15 protein-coding genes are annotated in these 14,584 nt (G+C 59.4%); 6 read left to right on the top strand and 9 right to left on the bottom strand.

Annotated elements, in window-relative coordinates:
- Positions 1-6 precede the first annotated feature (6 nt).
- The 3 genes from ACGSLL_RS00805 to ACGSLL_RS00795 all read right to left on the bottom strand — a co-directional run bounded on the left by ACGSLL_RS00805 (position 7) and on the right by ACGSLL_RS00795 (position 2,569).
- Positions 7-819 carry a crotonase/enoyl-CoA hydratase family protein gene (locus tag ACGSLL_RS00805; protein WP_093101431.1) on the bottom strand — a complete coding sequence of 271 codons (813 nt, stop codon included), beginning with the start codon at positions 817-819 and terminating at the stop codon, positions 7-9.
- Positions 820-1,051: 232 nt separating this feature from the next.
- Positions 1,052-2,197, bottom strand: a complete 1,146-nt coding sequence (locus ACGSLL_RS00800; protein WP_394502188.1) for a PQQ-dependent sugar dehydrogenase — start codon at positions 2,195-2,197, stop codon at positions 1,052-1,054.
- A gap of 51 nt (positions 2,198-2,248) precedes the next feature.
- Positions 2,249-2,569, bottom strand: a complete 321-nt coding sequence (locus tag ACGSLL_RS00795) for a hypothetical protein (RefSeq protein ID WP_394502186.1) — start codon at positions 2,567-2,569, stop codon at positions 2,249-2,251.
- A 189-nt stretch (positions 2,570-2,758) separates the two neighbouring features.
- On the opposite strand from ACGSLL_RS00795, the gene ku reads away from it, so the two are divergent.
- Positions 2,759-3,619 (top strand): non-homologous end joining protein Ku, encoded by an 861-nt coding sequence (gene ku, locus ACGSLL_RS00790; protein ID WP_394502183.1) that lies wholly within the window; start codon positions 2,759-2,761, stop codon positions 3,617-3,619.
- 643 nt (positions 3,620-4,262) lie between these two features.
- Here the strand turns inward: ku and lpxO are convergent.
- Positions 4,263-5,162: a lipid A hydroxylase LpxO gene (gene lpxO / locus ACGSLL_RS00785; protein ID WP_394502181.1), complete on the bottom strand. Its 900-nt coding sequence runs from the start codon at positions 5,160-5,162 to the stop codon at positions 4,263-4,265.
- A 274-nt stretch (positions 5,163-5,436) separates the two neighbouring features.
- Complete coding sequence (locus ACGSLL_RS00780) at positions 5,437-5,970, bottom strand: hypothetical protein (RefSeq protein ID WP_394503100.1); 534 nt, start codon at positions 5,968-5,970, stop codon at positions 5,437-5,439.
- Between ACGSLL_RS00780 and ACGSLL_RS00775 the strand changes: the two genes are divergently transcribed.
- From ACGSLL_RS00775 to ACGSLL_RS00765, 3 genes are all read left to right on the top strand, one after another.
- On the top strand, positions 5,969-6,250 hold the full coding sequence (locus tag ACGSLL_RS00775) for a hypothetical protein (RefSeq protein WP_394502179.1): 282 nt from the start codon (positions 5,969-5,971) through the stop codon (positions 6,248-6,250). The genes ACGSLL_RS00780 and ACGSLL_RS00775 overlap by 2 nt on opposite strands.
- A gap of 282 nt (positions 6,251-6,532) precedes the next feature.
- A complete protein-coding gene (locus ACGSLL_RS00770; protein WP_208937436.1) occupies positions 6,533-8,119 on the top strand; it encodes an ABC-F family ATPase in 1,587 nt (528 codons plus the stop codon).
- A 413-nt stretch (positions 8,120-8,532) separates the two neighbouring features.
- Positions 8,533-9,720 carry an MFS transporter gene (locus ACGSLL_RS00765; RefSeq protein WP_394502175.1) on the top strand — a complete coding sequence of 396 codons (1,188 nt, stop codon included), beginning with the start codon at positions 8,533-8,535 and terminating at the stop codon, positions 9,718-9,720.
- Positions 9,721-9,853: 133 nt separating this feature from the next.
- Here ACGSLL_RS00765 and ACGSLL_RS00760 read toward each other — a convergent pair whose 3' ends face one another.
- Together ACGSLL_RS00760 and ACGSLL_RS00755 are read right to left on the bottom strand one after the other, a co-directional pair.
- Positions 9,854-10,891, bottom strand: a complete 1,038-nt coding sequence (locus ACGSLL_RS00760; RefSeq protein WP_394502173.1) for an alpha/beta hydrolase family protein — start codon at positions 10,889-10,891, stop codon at positions 9,854-9,856.
- Positions 10,892-11,092: 201 nt separating this feature from the next.
- The gene (locus ACGSLL_RS00755; RefSeq protein WP_394502171.1) at positions 11,093-11,704 is read right to left on the bottom strand and encodes an FMN-dependent NADH-azoreductase; all 612 of its coding nucleotides are present in this window, start codon (positions 11,702-11,704) and stop codon (positions 11,093-11,095) included.
- A 127-nt stretch (positions 11,705-11,831) separates the two neighbouring features.
- Between ACGSLL_RS00755 and ACGSLL_RS00750 the strand changes: the two genes are divergently transcribed.
- Both ACGSLL_RS00750 and ACGSLL_RS00745 read left to right on the top strand, forming a co-directional pair.
- Positions 11,832-12,740 (top strand): LysR substrate-binding domain-containing protein, encoded by a 909-nt coding sequence (locus ACGSLL_RS00750; protein ID WP_208937433.1) that lies wholly within the window; start codon positions 11,832-11,834, stop codon positions 12,738-12,740.
- A complete protein-coding gene (locus tag ACGSLL_RS00745) occupies positions 12,737-13,096 on the top strand; it encodes an MmcQ/YjbR family DNA-binding protein (RefSeq protein WP_394502168.1) in 360 nt (119 codons plus the stop codon). The genes ACGSLL_RS00750 and ACGSLL_RS00745 overlap by 4 nt, the downstream gene beginning before the upstream one ends.
- Before the next feature lie 120 nt (positions 13,097-13,216).
- Here ACGSLL_RS00745 and ACGSLL_RS00740 read toward each other — a convergent pair whose 3' ends face one another.
- Together ACGSLL_RS00740 and ACGSLL_RS00735 are read right to left on the bottom strand one after the other, a co-directional pair.
- Positions 13,217-13,645: a DUF1294 domain-containing protein gene (locus tag ACGSLL_RS00740; RefSeq protein ID WP_394502166.1), complete on the bottom strand. Its 429-nt coding sequence runs from the start codon at positions 13,643-13,645 to the stop codon at positions 13,217-13,219.
- Entirely contained in the window at positions 13,642-14,472 is an 831-nt protein-coding gene (locus ACGSLL_RS00735) for an undecaprenyl-diphosphate phosphatase (RefSeq protein ID WP_208937430.1), read from the bottom strand. The genes ACGSLL_RS00740 and ACGSLL_RS00735 overlap by 4 nt, the downstream gene beginning before the upstream one ends.
- Between the last annotated feature and the right edge of the window lie 112 nt (positions 14,473-14,584).

Raw genomic sequence — 14,584 nt, 5'->3', positions numbered from 1 at the left:
GGTTTCTCAGTCCAGAAATTCGGGTTTCTGTTTGCTCATATGGGCGGCCATGGCCACGCGCAAGTCGGTGGATTGCAGCATGGCGGCGTTCCAGGTGGCAACGTATTCGAGGCCGTCGTCGATGCGATGGTCACGCATGTAGCTGATCATTTCCTTGGTGCCGGTGACCGCGATCGGCGATTTCGAGGCAATCTCACGGGCGATGTCGAACACGCCTTCGAGCAGTGCGTCCTTGTCGCTGTAAACGCGATTGACCAGGCCGATATTACGCGCCTCGTCAGCCCCAAAGGTGCGACCGGTGTAAGCCAGTTCACGCAGCATGCCGTCACCGATGATCCGTGGCAACCGTTGCAAAGTGCCAACATCGGCAGCCATGCCGATATCGATTTCCTTGATCGAGAATTGCGCGTCCTCGGCGGCGTAGCGCATGTCGCAGGCAGAAATCAGGTCGATCGCGCCGCCCAGGCAATAGCCCTGAACCGCGGCCAACACCGGTTTGCGGCAATTGTCGACGGCGTTGAACGAGGCTTGCAGGGCGAGAATCTTGCGTCGCAGCAGCCGCGCGTTGCGCCCGACGTCCTTGCCCAGTTCATTGGCGACCCCTGCCAGCATCATCAGGTCGATGCCCGAGGAAAAGTGCTTGCCATTGCCACTGAGAACCACCACGCGCACTTCGTCGGTATCGTCGATCCACTGAAAAATCTCGATGATCTCGCTCCAGAACGCGGCATTCATCGCATTGATCTTTTCCGGGCGATTGATCTGCACATGGGCGATGTTATCGGCCAGTTCGACGCTGAAGGCGGAGTATTGAGACATGGCAGTGATCCTTTACCGGGCTGAAAATGAGCCCCGAACTATACCAAGGCATCACGGCGGCGGTTCGGCCAAATGCGGGACTGTCCGGAGTTTTGCTTCGCCCCGGCCGGCCTCTTCGTGAGCAGGATCGCTCCCACATTTGGCATGCAATATCCCTTGTGGGAGCGAGCCTGCTCGCGAAGGCGCCCGGCCAGTCAATAAAGATTCCTCAGAATTCAGGGCAATGGTCGTCTTACTTCAGGCCGACTCTGTACAGCGAGCCTTTATCCTCATCGGTCAGCACATACAAATAACCATCCGGCCCCTGGCGCACGTCACGGATTCGCTGATTCAGTTCGCCCAGCAGACGTTCCTCGTGCACAACCTTGTCGCCATCGAACTGCAAACGGATCAGTTCCTGCGTCACCAGCGCACCGATAAACGCATTGTGCTGCCACGCTTTGAAGCGGTCGCCATCGTAGAACGTCATGCCGGTGACGCCCGGCGATTTCTCCCAGACATGGTGCGGCGCCACCGTGCCTTCGGCGTTTTTGCCCTGAGCTTCGGGAATGGGTTGCATCGAGTAATTGATGCCGTGGGTTGCCAGCGGCCAGCCATAGTTCTTGCCGCGCTCGATGATATTCACCTCGTCGCCACCACGCGGGCCGTGTTCGTTTTCCCATAGCGTACCGGTCCAGGGATTGAGCGCGGCGCCCTGCGGATTGCGCAGGCCATAGGCCCAGATTTCCGGGCGTACGCCGGATTGGCCGACGAAGGGATTGTCGTCCGGCACTTTGCCGTCCGGGTACAGACGCACGACCTTGCCTTGCAGCTTGTCGAGATCCTGCGCGGTTGGCCGGTCGTTGTTTTCGCCCAGGGTGATGAACAGATAACCGTCGCGGTCGAACACCAGCCGCGAGCCGAAATGATTGCCGACCGAGAGCTTCGGTTCCTGACGGAAGATCACTTTGAAATCCTTCAAGGTCTTCAAGTCATCGGAAAGCCGCCCGCGCCCAACCGCCGTCCCGGCCTTGTTGCCGGCACCACCGCCTTCGGCATACGACAGGTACACCAGCCGATCCTGCTTGAAGTCCGGCGACAGCACCACGTCCAGCAAACCGCCCTGCCCCTTGGCCCAGACCTGCGGCACGCCAGAGACAGGCGCTGACAGTTTGCCGTCGTTACCGACTACACGCAGATTGCCCGGCCGCTCGGTCACCAGCATGCCTTGGCGGTCCGGCAGAAACGCCAATGCCCACGGGTGCTCAAGGCCTGCAGCAACGGTGGTGACTTCGAGGGTGCCCTGCTCGCTTTGCAGCTCTTTGGGCGCAGCGGCGAAGGACGGCGCGCTGATGAGCGCGCTGGCACACAGTGTGGCTAAAAGGGTTTTACGCAACATGCACGATTCCTTTTGTTCGTTTCAAGGGCCGGCAGAACCCGGTTCTGCCGCTCAACGGTTGCTGTCTCCGCTGCGCGGAGGCGGGTTGGGGATGAAGGTTGGAGGTTTGCCCGGCACCGAGCGAATCGGCTGGCCGTTGCCAATGCCACGGTTCTCGACGGTGGGCTGACGGGGCGTCGGAACGGTGTTGGGACCGCGAATGGGCGGTGTACTCGGCTGGGTGCCTTGCATGCTGTTGGGATTGGCCCGGCGAATCGGGCTGTTGTACGGATTGTTGCTGTTGCCGGTCGGACTCTGCGCCAGCAACAGGTCAGCCTGAACCAGACCGCCGCTGAGCAGCAGGGCGAAGATGCCAAGCATGATTCGCTTCATGACGCAGCCTCTCGATGAGCAAGGAATAGAGCCTTCGAGTCCACGCTACGCTGCGGGTTCGGATTTGTTAACCCACACGCCTTAAACAACATGTAACACGACTTGACCAAGTGACAGCCGGCCCACGCATTCCGGGGAAACTTTCCGCCCGGCGCACAGGTCATCCGATCATCACTCGGAGAACTGGCTATGGCTCGAGCAATCTGGAAAGGCGCGATCAGTTTCGGCCTGGTGCACATCCCTGTCGCGCTGGTCTCGGCAACCTCGTCGCAGGGCGTGGACTTCGATTGGCTCGACAGCCGCAGCATGGAGCCAGTGGGCTATAAACGGGTAAACAAGGTCACCGGCAAGGAAGTCACCAAAGAACACATCGTCAAAGGTGTGGCCTATGAAAAAGGCCGCTATGTGGTGCTCAGCGAAGAAGAAATCCGCTCCGCGCACCCGGTGTCGACGCAAACCATCGACATCTTCTCCTTCGTCGACGCCGAACAGATTCCCCTGCAAAACATCGACACGCCGTACTACCTGGCACCCGACAAGCGCGGCGGCAAGGTCTACGCACTGCTGCGCGAGACCCTGAGCAAAACCAACAAAGTCGCCCTCTCCCGCGTGGTCTTGCATACACGGCAGTACCTAGCCGCGCTGATGCCGGTCGAGGATGCGCTGGTGCTGGTGAAACTGCGCTGGCCTCAGGAAGTGCGCAGTCTCGATGAACTGGCACTGGGCAGCGAAGTGACCAAACCGCAGTTGGCCAAGGGCGAACTGGACATGGCCAAACGCCTGGTGGTAGACATGAGCGGCGACTGGAGCCCCGACGACTACAAGGACGAGTTCGAAGACAAGATCATGGCGCTGGTCGAGAAGAAAGCCCATGAAGGCAAGATCGAAGATGTTGAAACAGTGGGCGGCGAAGAAGAACGTAAAACCGCTGACGTTATCGATTTGACCGAACTGCTAAAACGCAGCCTGGGCGGCAAGGCACCGGCCAAGTCCAAGGCAAAACCGGCGGCCAAGGCACCGGCGAAGCGGACGAAGAAGGCGTCTGGGTGAGCAATAGCCAGCGAAATGAGGGCTGAAAATCAAAAGCCCCTCACCCTAGCCCTCTCCCAGAGGGAGAGGGAACTGACCGAGGTGAATGCGAGAGGTACGCTGACTTCGGATACCGAGTCGAACACAAACGTCAAAGCCAACCCAAATCGGCTCCCTCTCCCTCGGGAGAGGGCTGGGGTGAGGGGCGAATCCACCACAAATCCCAAGCCAACCACCCGCTTTTAACCACTCAACAATGAGCGTTAGCTCGCGTGCTCTTGATCTTGCCTAACCAGCGACATCGGAAGGCTGAGTGGAGGGATTGATCCGGGCGTGGGAGCGCAGCGACCGTCTGGCGCAGCCAGACACAGCGCAAGGAGGTGCAGCGCAGCAAACCGTAGCCGCTGCGCCCGGATCGATCCCGCAGCGAAGGGACCCGAGCTTGCGAGGGCCGAACGCAGGAGCAAGCCTTTTGGGTTACCTTTTTGGCGTTTGAAAAAGGTGACCCGCCGTAAGGGCGGAACCGTAAGTAGCCGTTACCGCAGCAACGGATATGCACCCAAAACCAAAAAACTCAGCGCTTGAAAAAAGCCTTCGCGAGCAGGCTCGCTCCCACAGTGGTTACGCAAACACATGAACCCACTGCGCAAGCCACGAACAAAAATCAGATCAGAATAAAGATCGCCAACAATCCGGCAAAAATCGCCCACTTCTCCAGGTAATAACGCGTACGGTTACGCTTCTTCAACTCCTTGCCCCGCAACCGAATCTTGTAGATCCGCGCAAACAAACGGTTAATGCCACCCGTACGATCGCCGGCATCGTTCGGCGCACCCGCCGCCGACATCACCGTACGGCTGAACCAGCTATTGAATGCCGCCGCCCAGCGATACTTCATCGGCCGCTCAATGTCACAGAACAGAATGATGCGGTTCTTGTCGGTAGTGTTTTCAGCGTAATGAATAAACGTCTCGTCGAACATCACCGCCTCACCATCGCGCCAGTGATAGCTCTCACCGTCGACGTTGATGTAGCAACCGGCATCGTTCGGCGTGTCCAGCCCCAAGTGATAACGATAGGAACCGGCATACGGATCGCGATGACGCACCAGCTTCGAACCCGGTGGCAGTTCGGCAAACATCGCCGCCTTGATCGAACCGATGCTCTGCACCAGTTCAGTGGTGCGCGGGCAGAGTTTCATCGCCGAAGGATGACTCTCGCCATACCACTTCAGATAGAAACGCTTCCAGCCGCTCTTGAAGAACGAGTTGAAACCGACATCGTCATACTGGTTCGAGCGCTTGATCTCACCGGCACGCAACAGATTCTGGCCTTCTTCGCGGATCTCCTCCCAGTGCGCCTGCAAGGGACTCAGATCGGGAAACTCGCTCGGGTCGAGATAAGGCTGGTTCGGCTTTTTCGAAAACAGATAGAGGAAGCAATTGATCGGCGCGAGAAACGTCGAGTGGTCGCTCAGTTGTCGACCGAGCTTGTGCCGCACACGCCCGCGCAGGTGAACGTAGGCAATCGAAACGACATAGATAGCTGCAATGATGAGTTTCACGGAAATCGTCACACGTCAGAAGTGAACAAACTGCGCGCCGGGTGGCCGAAGGCCCTGCGTCTTGTGCAGCGGTCTGAATACAAAGTGGCACGTCCTTGAGCCCACGCCGCCATCCGGCGTCGGTGAAAGGTGGCATTTTAGCCACAGTTTGTAACCGACTGTGAACCTTCATCTGTGAAAAACTGTCATGCGCAGCATTAAACGCCGATAGCGCCGACATCGCGCCACCTTGGAAAGTTTGCAGAGTGGACGACTGCCGACGTTCTGCAGGCAATCAACAGTTTCCCGGCGGGATGCCGTCTTTATTGAAGTCTTTCAAGCGCTCGCGCTCCTGCTCAGTGGAATGCGCTGGCGCGGTGTCGTTCGGTTGGTTGTTTGGTTGATCGCCGGGTTGATCTTGCTTTTCTTCGGTCATGATGATGCTCCCCTTGGTAGCTACGCATACCGCGCTCGGCGGTTGCTCCAGCTGTCGCTCTTCGTGCCCACTCGGAAACTGCAGCGACGAGATTTTCAGGCAATCGCGCTGCTCGCGCGCAAGGCTCTCGAGGGTAAATGCCCGGGCTTGATCGGCAGCGTTTTTCAAGAGTTGCCAGTCGTCCCGCGTGATCCATTCGTGAAGCAGCAATTCGTCGGCGCGCTGGATCAGCGTGTGGTGATAATGCTCGGGAAAATCCAGACGATAAGCGTCGTCCTCCAGCAACAGACGCCACGCTTTCAGTTCCATTTCAAGATCGGTCTCACTCACGATGGTGCCCTCCTCAAGTCGGTGGTTTACCTCGCGCAACTCAGTTGCCTTGACGGCGATCATGCGCACATTCCGTTGGGTCGGCGAATGGCGTTTTACAGTGCAACGGCCGTATGAAAAGGCTTGCGGTCTCATGGAGATGACAAGGCGACCAGGGAAAACCTCGATTTTCTTGCGCCGAAACCCGATGAGCGGTGAGGCGTCCGGTTCAGACTTCAACCGCAGCACGGCTGGCAGCGTCGGTACAACGCTCAACGATCATGCAGCACCGGACATGCTGGCCGAAGCATGGCGATGGCAATGCAGTCAGCTTGAAACCGAGTGGTTCAGAGAAGCCAAGTGAATCCTGCCGCACCCGCCAAAGCAGATCACAGCAATGTGCGTTGGCTGGTCGCGCTGCCATACAACTGCCTTCTCAGTTATGCGACAATGCGCGCAATGTCCAACATATGACCCCCGCATGCATCGCTCAGCAGCCTGGCCACACCGGCCAATGGTTGCTGGCGAAGCATGCGCGTTGGCGCAACTCAAGCTCGGACCGGGCGGAGCCGGCAAAGCTCCAGGTTGGTATCAAGTCGGTATCAGGCACACAAGACCCGCTCCAAACCATTGATAGGTAAGGTAATTGATCTCCACAGCTAACATCACGATGCAGTTCGGCGCCAAGCCGCTCTTCGAAAACGTTTCGGTCAAATTCGGCGCGGGCAATCGCTACGGTCTGATTGGCGCCAACGGTTGCGGCAAGTCGACCTTCATGAAAATCCTTGGCGGCGACCTCGACCCGTCCGGCGGCCAGGTCATGCTCGAGCCGAACGTGCGTCTGGGCAAGCTGCGCCAGGATCAGTTCGCTTACGAAGAATTCAGCGTGATCGACACCGTGATCATGGGTCACGAAGAATTGTGGAAGGTCAAGGCCGAGCGCGACCGCATCTATTCGATGGCGGAAATGACCGAAGAAGACGGCATGGCCGTCGCCGAGCTGGAAACCGAGTTCGCCGAGATGGACGGCTACACCGCCGAATCCCGTGCCGGTGAACTGCTGCTGGGGCTGGGCATTCCGCTGGAACAGCATTTCGGTCCGATGAGCGAAGTTTCGCCAGGCTGGAAACTGCGTGTATTGCTGGCGCAGGCGCTGTTCTCCGATCCGGAAGTGCTGTTGCTCGACGAACCGACCAACCACTTGGACATCAACACCATTCGCTGGCTGGAAAACATCCTGACCCAGCGTAACAGCCTGATGATCATCATCTCCCACGACCGGCACTTCCTGAACAGCGTGTGCACGCACATGGCTGACCTGGATTACGGCGAGCTGCGCCTGTTCCCGGGCAACTACGACGAGTACATGACCGTGGCGACCCAGTCCCGCGAGCAACTGCTGTCGGACAACGCCAAGAAGAAAGCGCAGATTTCCGAACTGCAATCGTTCGTCAGCCGCTTCTCGGCCAACGCCTCGAAAGCCAAGCAGGCCACCTCCCGCGCCAAGGCGATCGACAAGATCCAGCTGGCCGAGGTCAAGCCTTCGAGCCGCGTCAGCCCGTTCATTCGTTTCGAACAGAACAAGAAGCTGCACCGTCAGGCGGTCATGGTCGAGAAAATGGCCAAGGGTTTCGACGGCAAGCCGCTGTTCAAGGATTTCAGCTTCCAGGTTGAAGCCGGCGAGCGCGTGGCGATCATCGGCCCGAACGGTATCGGTAAAACCACCCTGCTGCGCACCTTGGTCAACGAGCTGACCCCGGATGCCGGTACCGTCAAGTGGACCGACGCTGCTGAATTGGGCTACTACGCTCAGGACCACGCACACGATTTCGAAGACGACGTCACCCTGTTCGACTGGATGGGCCAGTGGACCCAGGGCGAGCAGATGATTCGCGGTACTTTGGGCCGGATGCTGTTCTCCAACGACGAGATCCTCAAGTCGGTCAAGGTCATCTCCGGTGGTGAGCAAGGCCGCATGCTGTTCGGCAAGCTGATCCTGCAAAAGCCGAACGTGCTGATCATGGACGAACCGACCAACCACCTGGACATGGAATCGATCGAAGCGCTGAACCTGGCGCTGGAAAACTACCCGGGCACGCTGATCTTCGTCAGCCACGACCGCGAGTTCGTATCCTCGCTGGCCACACGCATCATCGAGCTGAGCCCGGATGGCGTGACCGACTTCAGCGGCACTTACGATGATTACCTGCGTAGCCAAGGCGTCGTTTTTTAAACGCAGCTGTGAGTTATTAGCTGCAAGCTGCAAGTTAAAAGCCCTGTCCTTGGTGACGGGGCTTTTTGCATTTTGAGCGCAGTGATTTGTTGGTGCGGCGACCTTCGCGAGCAGGCTCGCTCCCACATTTGGAATGCGCTTTACCTGCCATGATCGTTCCCACGCTCCGCGTGGGAATGCAGCCCGGGACGCGCCGCGTCCCAAAGCAGACGCAGAGCGTCCATGGCGGCGTTACCACGCGGAGCGTGGGAACGATCAGACCGCACGCAGAACCATCTGGGAGCGAGCCTGCTCGCGAAGGCGGCCTCAGCATCACCGCACTCATCGGTGAAGTCGTTAGCCTGCTTTCTTTTCATCCATGCCCGCGCCATGATGACCGCAACGCTCCCACCGCCGCCCGCGATCGAGTTCTCATGTCTGCACAGCCTCAACCCCCGCAAAGCTCTCTGGCGATCACGCTGAAGATCGTCTCCATCGTCTTCTATACCTTCATTGCGTTCCTCTGCATCGGCCTGCCGATCGCGGTGTTGCCCGGTTACGTGCACGAGCAACTGGGTTTCAGTGCGGTGATTGCCGGGCTGGTGATTGGTTCGCAGTACCTGGCCACCCTGCTCAGCCGGCCGATGGCCGGGCGCATGTCGGACACCCTCGGAACCAAGCGGGCGATCATTTACGGTTTGTGGGGGATTGTCCTGAGTGGTGTGCTGACGCTGCTTTCGACGTTACTGCAGGACTTTGCCCTGACCAGCCTGATCATTCTGATTATCGGCCGCTTACTGCTGGGCGTGGCGCAAGGGTTGATCGGCGTGGGCACGATCAGTTGGTGCATGGGCGCGGTCGGCGTCGAACACACGGCCAAATCCATTGGCTGGAACGGCATTGCATCGTACGGCGCCATCGCTATCGGCGCGCCGCTGGGTGTGGTGATGGTCGCCGATTATGGCTTTACCAGCCTCGGCATTGCCCTGGCTGCGCTGGCGGCCGGTGCGCTGCTGTTGATTCGCAACAAACCCTCGGTGCCGGTGATCCGCGGTGAACGCCTGCCGTTCTGGGCGGTGTTCGGGCGCATAGCCCCGTACGGCATGAGCCTGACCCTGGCCTCGATCGGTTACGGCACGCTGACCACCTTCATCACCCTTTATTACCTGGACCGCGGCTGGACCGGCGCGGCGTACTGCCTGACGGTGTTCGGCGTGTGTTTCATCCTGTCGCGGCTGCTGTTCATTTCGGCGATTGCGCGTTTTGGCGGGTTCACTTCGGCCATCGCCTGCATGGGCATCGAAACCCTGGGCCTGGTTTTGCTGTGGCTGGCGCCGTCCACCGCGTTCGCTCTGGTCGGCGCCGGGCTGGCGGGGTTTGGCCTGTCGCTGGTTTACCCGGCCCTGGGCGTCGAGGCGATCAAGCAAGTCCCTAGTTCCAGCCGTGGATCAGGGCTGGGGGCGTATGCGGTGTTTTTCGATCTGGCGCTGGCGATTTCCGGGCCGTTGATGGGCGCGGTGGCGTTGAATCTGGGCTATGGGTGGATATTCTTCAGTGCGGCGATGTTGTCGGTGATCGGCCTGGGGCTGACGTTGCTGCTCAAGCGCCGGACCACCACCTGAACCTGCACACCGCCCATGTGGGAGCGAGCCTGCTCGCGAATGCGTAGTGTCAGTCGACATTTCATTTCCTGGTACACCGCCTTCGCGAGCAGGCTCGCTCCCACAGTAGTCCACATTGTGTGTTGGGTCGGGTTTATTGATCTGCCGTCTGCATTCCCGCCCGCGTAGGCTTGCCCAGCGCATGGGAGAAGAACCGGCCGGCCTCGGAGATCAGGTTGCGGTGAATGTCCTCGCGGTCGACGCCATCAGCATCGGTGCACAGCGCCGGCATCGCACGGATCTGCTCTTCATTGCACGGCGCCAGGAACACGAAATGCCCTGCCCCGGCGAGTAATTTGAAATCCGGCGCGGTCGGCAGTTTGCGCGCCAGTGCGGCGGCGTTCTTGTCGAAGGCCACCAGTTTGTCGCCATCGCCGCTATAAAGCAGCACCGGCACGTGCACATCGGCCAGGGTGTGCCGGCCGAACTTCAGGCTCAGCGGCGCCATCAGCAGCAAGGCGTGGACGCGCGGATCGGGCACCGGTTGCAGATCATCGCGATCGACGATCAATTCACCCTGAGTGTTGCAGGCGTCATGGTCATCGGGGCGCTCCTGGCAATAGCGCCGCAGGCGATCCAGATCCGGCTGCGCGCCGGAGAGGATCAACGCGGTCTCGCCGCCCGCCGAATAACCGATCACGCCGACCTGCTCAGCATTCACATAAGGCGCAAGCATGCCGTCGCCGAGTGTCGCGGTGATCGCTTGGGAAATCTGGATCGGCCGCCCGTAGAGATTGCTCAGGGTACCCAATCGACTGTGATCCTTAGAGTTGTCACCCGGGTGAATCACCGCGACCACCACAAAGCCTTTGCGCGCCAGCGAAGTCGCGAGATCGTGCAAGGCCAGCGGCGTGCCGGTGTTGCCGTGAGAGAGCATGAGCATGGGAAAACGGCCGATGGCGACTTTAGTGTCTTCACCCGCCTCGACCGAATAGCCCTCGAGCAGGCTCTGGTGTTCGCGCTCGCTGGACGGGTAGAACGCGATCGCGCGCATCGGTTGCAGATCGAGCGGGTCGAGAAAGGTCATTTCGTGGTACCCGACGCTCCACACCGGATGTCGTCCGGGCGCAGCCTGCACTGAATCGAGGCTGACCAGCAGGCCTATCAGTAACACTGCACAAAGACGCACCATGGATGCCCCACCCTGTTTTGACTGAATCCTTTTATTCGCTGCCTGCGTGGATCGGCGCGCGAACGCTGAGCGTTCAACTGCATAACCCGGGCCAGATTATGTAATAACCAGAAACAAAAAACTCCGTATTCGCCCCTTGCGGAACCAGAATACAGAGTTTTTTGAGTGGTGCCTGAACCTCAGCTGTTCTTTACGCAAGCCTTACGCGGCGGCGAACAGCTGCTCACTGATCTTCGCTTGGGCAGCGGTCATCGCGTTGTTGCGAACTTCTTCACCGTAAGCCAGACCTTCAGCGCGAACGATCTCGATGTCGGTGATGCCGAGGAAGCCCAAGACCAGCTTCAGATATTCTTCGTGAGCGATGCCGCTGGCCTGACCGGCATGAATGCCGCCGGAGGTGGACACGATCACTACTTTCTTGCCGCCGCACAGGCCTTCAGGGCCGGCTTCGGTGTAACGGAACGTCTGGCCGGCGACGGCAACGCGGTCGATCCATGCCTTGAGTTGGGTGGGTACGGTGAAGTTGTACATCGGCGCGGCGATCACTACGGCGTCGGCAGCGATGAACTCGGCCAGGGTGCTGGCGCTCAGTTCGGCTTCGTGCTGTTGTGCGGCGTCGCGCAGTTCAGCGGTGGTGCCAGCGGCGACCAAAGTAGTCGCGGAAAAGTGGCTGATCGCGTCAGCCGCCAGATCACGGTAAGTCACCACGGCGCTCGGCTCAGTGGCCTGCCAGGCTTTGACGACCTGGCTGCTCAGCTGACGGGATGCCGAGTTGTCGCCCAGAATGCTCGAATCGATGTGCAGCAGTTTCATGTGGATGCTCCTTAAGTGATCGTCGGTGGCGACGCAATGGAGACAATCCTACGCAAGAAACCAATGGATGATTAGCCGCCTGCAATGCGATAGTTTGTCCTATTGATAGAACAGTCGGATGATTTGCATGCAAGACCTCAACGATCTCTACTATTTCGCTAAAGTCGTCGAGGCCGGCGGATTCGCCGCCGCCGGGCGTTTGTTGGGTATTCCCAAGTCGCGGCTGTCGCGGCGCATCGCCGAACTTGAAGAACGCCTCGGCGCGCGGCTGCTGCAACGCACTACGCGCCAGCTCAATCTGACGGCGGTTGGCGAGCGCTACTTGCGCCATTGTCAGGCGATGCTGCTAGAAGCGGAAATGGCTGATGAGGCGGTGGCGAGCATGTCCAGCGAGCCGCGCGGGCGCTTGCGGGTGTCTTGCCCGACCGGACTGGCGCGGGAAATGCTGCCGTGGGTGATCAGCGAATTCCTCGGCAAATTTCCCCAGGTGCAATTGGAAGTCGTCCTGCTCAATCGCCGCGTCGATCTGGTTGGCGAAGGTTTCGATGTGGCATTGCGCGTGCGCGAGCATGGCGATGAGGATCCACTGCTGGTGACTCGGCGTTTGCGGCAGGCGCAAATGGTCGTGGTCGGCAGCCCGGCATTCATCGCGGGACACTCGGTCAATCATCCAGAGGACCTGAAAAACCTCCCGGTGCTCGGGGCGCTTGAGGCTGATCGGCTGGTCCATGTGCGCTTGCTCGATGCTCAGGGCAAGAGTTTCGAACTGAACATGGAAGCGCGTCTGGGCATCGATGACTTTATTGTGCGCAAGGCCTGTGTGCTGGCCGGCCAGGGTTTCACCTTGCTGCCGATGATGTATTGCGATGAAGAACTGCGTAACGGCACGCTGGTGCAGATGCTGCCGGAGTGGTCACTGCCCGGTGGTTGGCTGCAAGCGGTGTATCCACATCGACGCGGGGTGATGCCGGCGGTGCGTGCGTGGATCGATCATCTGGTCGAATCGTTCAATGCCTGTGGGGAGCGACCGTTATGAGCAAGGGAAAAATGAACGAAGCCCAAGTGGCGGCGTTCTGCCTGGCATTGCCGGGCGCTCGGGAAGATTACAAGTGGGGCGGCGTGCGGGTGTTTTCGATTGCCGGCAACAAGATGTTTGCCTTGCAAGGACTGCGCGGCGACTCGCTGGCCTTCAAAGTCGACAAGGATCTGTTTCTCGGCCATTGCGACCGCCCGGGGATTCACCCGGCGCCGTATCTGGCACGAGCGCAGTGGATCATCATGCACCCGCCCTACCCGCTGGGCGCCGAGGAGTTGCAGGGGCTGTTGCAGCGTTCGCATCAGTTGGTGGTGGGCAAGTTGCCGAAGAAAACCCAAATCGGTCTTATGCTGTAACCCCCAATCCCCCTGTGGGAGCGAGCCTGCTCGCGAAAGCGGAATTTCATTCAACGATGATGTTGTCTGACACGGCCCCTTCGCGAGCAGGCTCGCTCCCACAGGTTTTTTTGCAGTTCTTTAGAATAGGGTCAGCAGATTCGAGCCGAGGAACAGCTGGTCGATCCAGAACACCTGATGCAGCGCGACGATCACCCAGAAAAGAACCTGAAACGACACCTTGCGCGTCTTGTGCCGGAACACTTGCTGGGCGATCAGTGCGCCCGGCCAGCCGCCGGCCAGTTCCACGGCGTGAAGGATGTTTTCCGGGGTGCGCCAGGCATCGGTGCGGGCCTTGCGCTTGTCGGCCCAGTACATGAAGAACGCCAGCACACTGACAATCCCGTACGCCGCCAGCGGCACCAGGGAAATCTCGCGCAGCCACATCGACACGGAGCCGAACAGCGGCAGCGCGCACACCACCAGTAGCACCAGCAGTTTGAGTCTCAGATGCTGGATCGCGCCGCCCGAAGACCGACCTTCGGTGCGGCGTGCGCGGGAATCGTTCATGGTTTGGCCGCCGCCCAGTCGACCCAGCCGAACTGCCAGGTCGCCAGAATCACCAGGCCGAACACGATCCGGTACCAGGCGAACGCCGCGTAACTGTGGCTGGCAATGAACTTGAGCAGGCCGCGCACGGCGATCATGGCGAAAATGAACGCCGTGACGAAACCGATGGCGAACACCGGAAAATCCGCTGGCACGAACAAATGGCGATATTTATAGCCCGAGTAGACTGCTGCGCCGACCATGGTTGGCATCGCCAGAAAGAACGAAAATTCAGTGGCGGTTTTGCGCGACAGTCCGAACAACAAGCCGCCAATGATCGTCGAGCCGGAGCGTGAGGTGCCGGGAATCATCGCCAGGCATTGGGCAAAACCGACTTTCAGCGCGTCCTTCCAGGTAATCTCGTCAACGGTTTCGGCGTGCACTTCGTGCTGACGCTTCTCCGCCCACAACATGATCACCCCGCCAACCACCAGCGCGGCCGCGACCGTGATCGGGTTGAACAGGTATTCGTGGATCAGGTCGGCAAAAATCACCCCCAACACCACCGCCGGCAAAAACGCGATCAGCAGGTTGGCGGTGAAGCGCCGTGCGCTGGGCTGGGTCGGCAAGCCGATGACCACATCGAGGATCTTGCGGCGAAACTCCCAGACCACCGCGAGAATCGCGCCGAGCTGAATAATGATATTGAACGCCATGGCTCGTTCGCCGCCGAAATCGAGCAAGTCGGCAACGATGATCTGGTGTCCGGTACTGGAAATGGGCAAAAACTCCGTCAGCCCTTCTACAACTCCTAGTATCAGTGCCTGCAAGGCCGTCCAAAGATCCATCAAACCCCCAAAGAGCGATGCGCAGCGGCATGCCCCGATAGTATTTTTTTACGTTCACTGCGATCAGCGTAGCTGCTTATGGCTGTACCGATTCCGCGCGCACAGAATCCAC

Origin of the sequence: Pseudomonas retamae (assembly GCF_043496865.1) — a bacterium.
In the GTDB taxonomy this organism is placed as follows: domain Bacteria; phylum Pseudomonadota; class Gammaproteobacteria; order Pseudomonadales; family Pseudomonadaceae; genus Aquipseudomonas; species Aquipseudomonas retamae.
This window is presented reverse-complemented; position numbering and strand designations above follow the sequence as displayed.

Coding starts and splice junctions, on each gene's coding strand:
- ACGSLL_RS00805 (WP_093101431.1), bottom strand. CDS start 819: ATGTCTCAATACTCCGCCTTCAGCGTCGAACTGGCCGATAACATCGCC.
- ACGSLL_RS00800 (WP_394502188.1), bottom strand. CDS start 2,197: ATGTTGCGTAAAACCCTTTTAGCCACACTGTGTGCCAGCGCGCTCATC.
- ACGSLL_RS00795 (WP_394502186.1), bottom strand. CDS start 2,569: ATGAAGCGAATCATGCTTGGCATCTTCGCCCTGCTGCTCAGCGGCGGT.
- ku (WP_394502183.1), top strand. CDS start 2,759: ATGGCTCGAGCAATCTGGAAAGGCGCGATCAGTTTCGGCCTGGTGCAC.
- ACGSLL_RS00775 (WP_394502179.1), top strand. CDS start 5,969: ATGCGCACATTCCGTTGGGTCGGCGAATGGCGTTTTACAGTGCAACGG.
- ACGSLL_RS00780 (WP_394503100.1), bottom strand. CDS start 5,970: ATGATCGCCGTCAAGGCAACTGAGTTGCGCGAGGTAAACCACCGACTT.
- ACGSLL_RS00765 (WP_394502175.1), top strand. CDS start 8,533: ATGTCTGCACAGCCTCAACCCCCGCAAAGCTCTCTGGCGATCACGCTG.
- ACGSLL_RS00760 (WP_394502173.1), bottom strand. CDS start 10,891: ATGGTGCGTCTTTGTGCAGTGTTACTGATAGGCCTGCTGGTCAGCCTC.
- ACGSLL_RS00755 (WP_394502171.1), bottom strand. CDS start 11,704: ATGAAACTGCTGCACATCGATTCGAGCATTCTGGGCGACAACTCGGCA.
- ACGSLL_RS00750 (WP_208937433.1), top strand. CDS start 11,832: ATGCAAGACCTCAACGATCTCTACTATTTCGCTAAAGTCGTCGAGGCC.
- ACGSLL_RS00745 (WP_394502168.1), top strand. CDS start 12,737: ATGAGCAAGGGAAAAATGAACGAAGCCCAAGTGGCGGCGTTCTGCCTG.
- ACGSLL_RS00740 (WP_394502166.1), bottom strand. CDS start 13,645: ATGAACGATTCCCGCGCACGCCGCACCGAAGGTCGGTCTTCGGGCGGC.
- ACGSLL_RS00735 (WP_208937430.1), bottom strand. CDS start 14,472: ATGGATCTTTGGACGGCCTTGCAGGCACTGATACTAGGAGTTGTAGAA.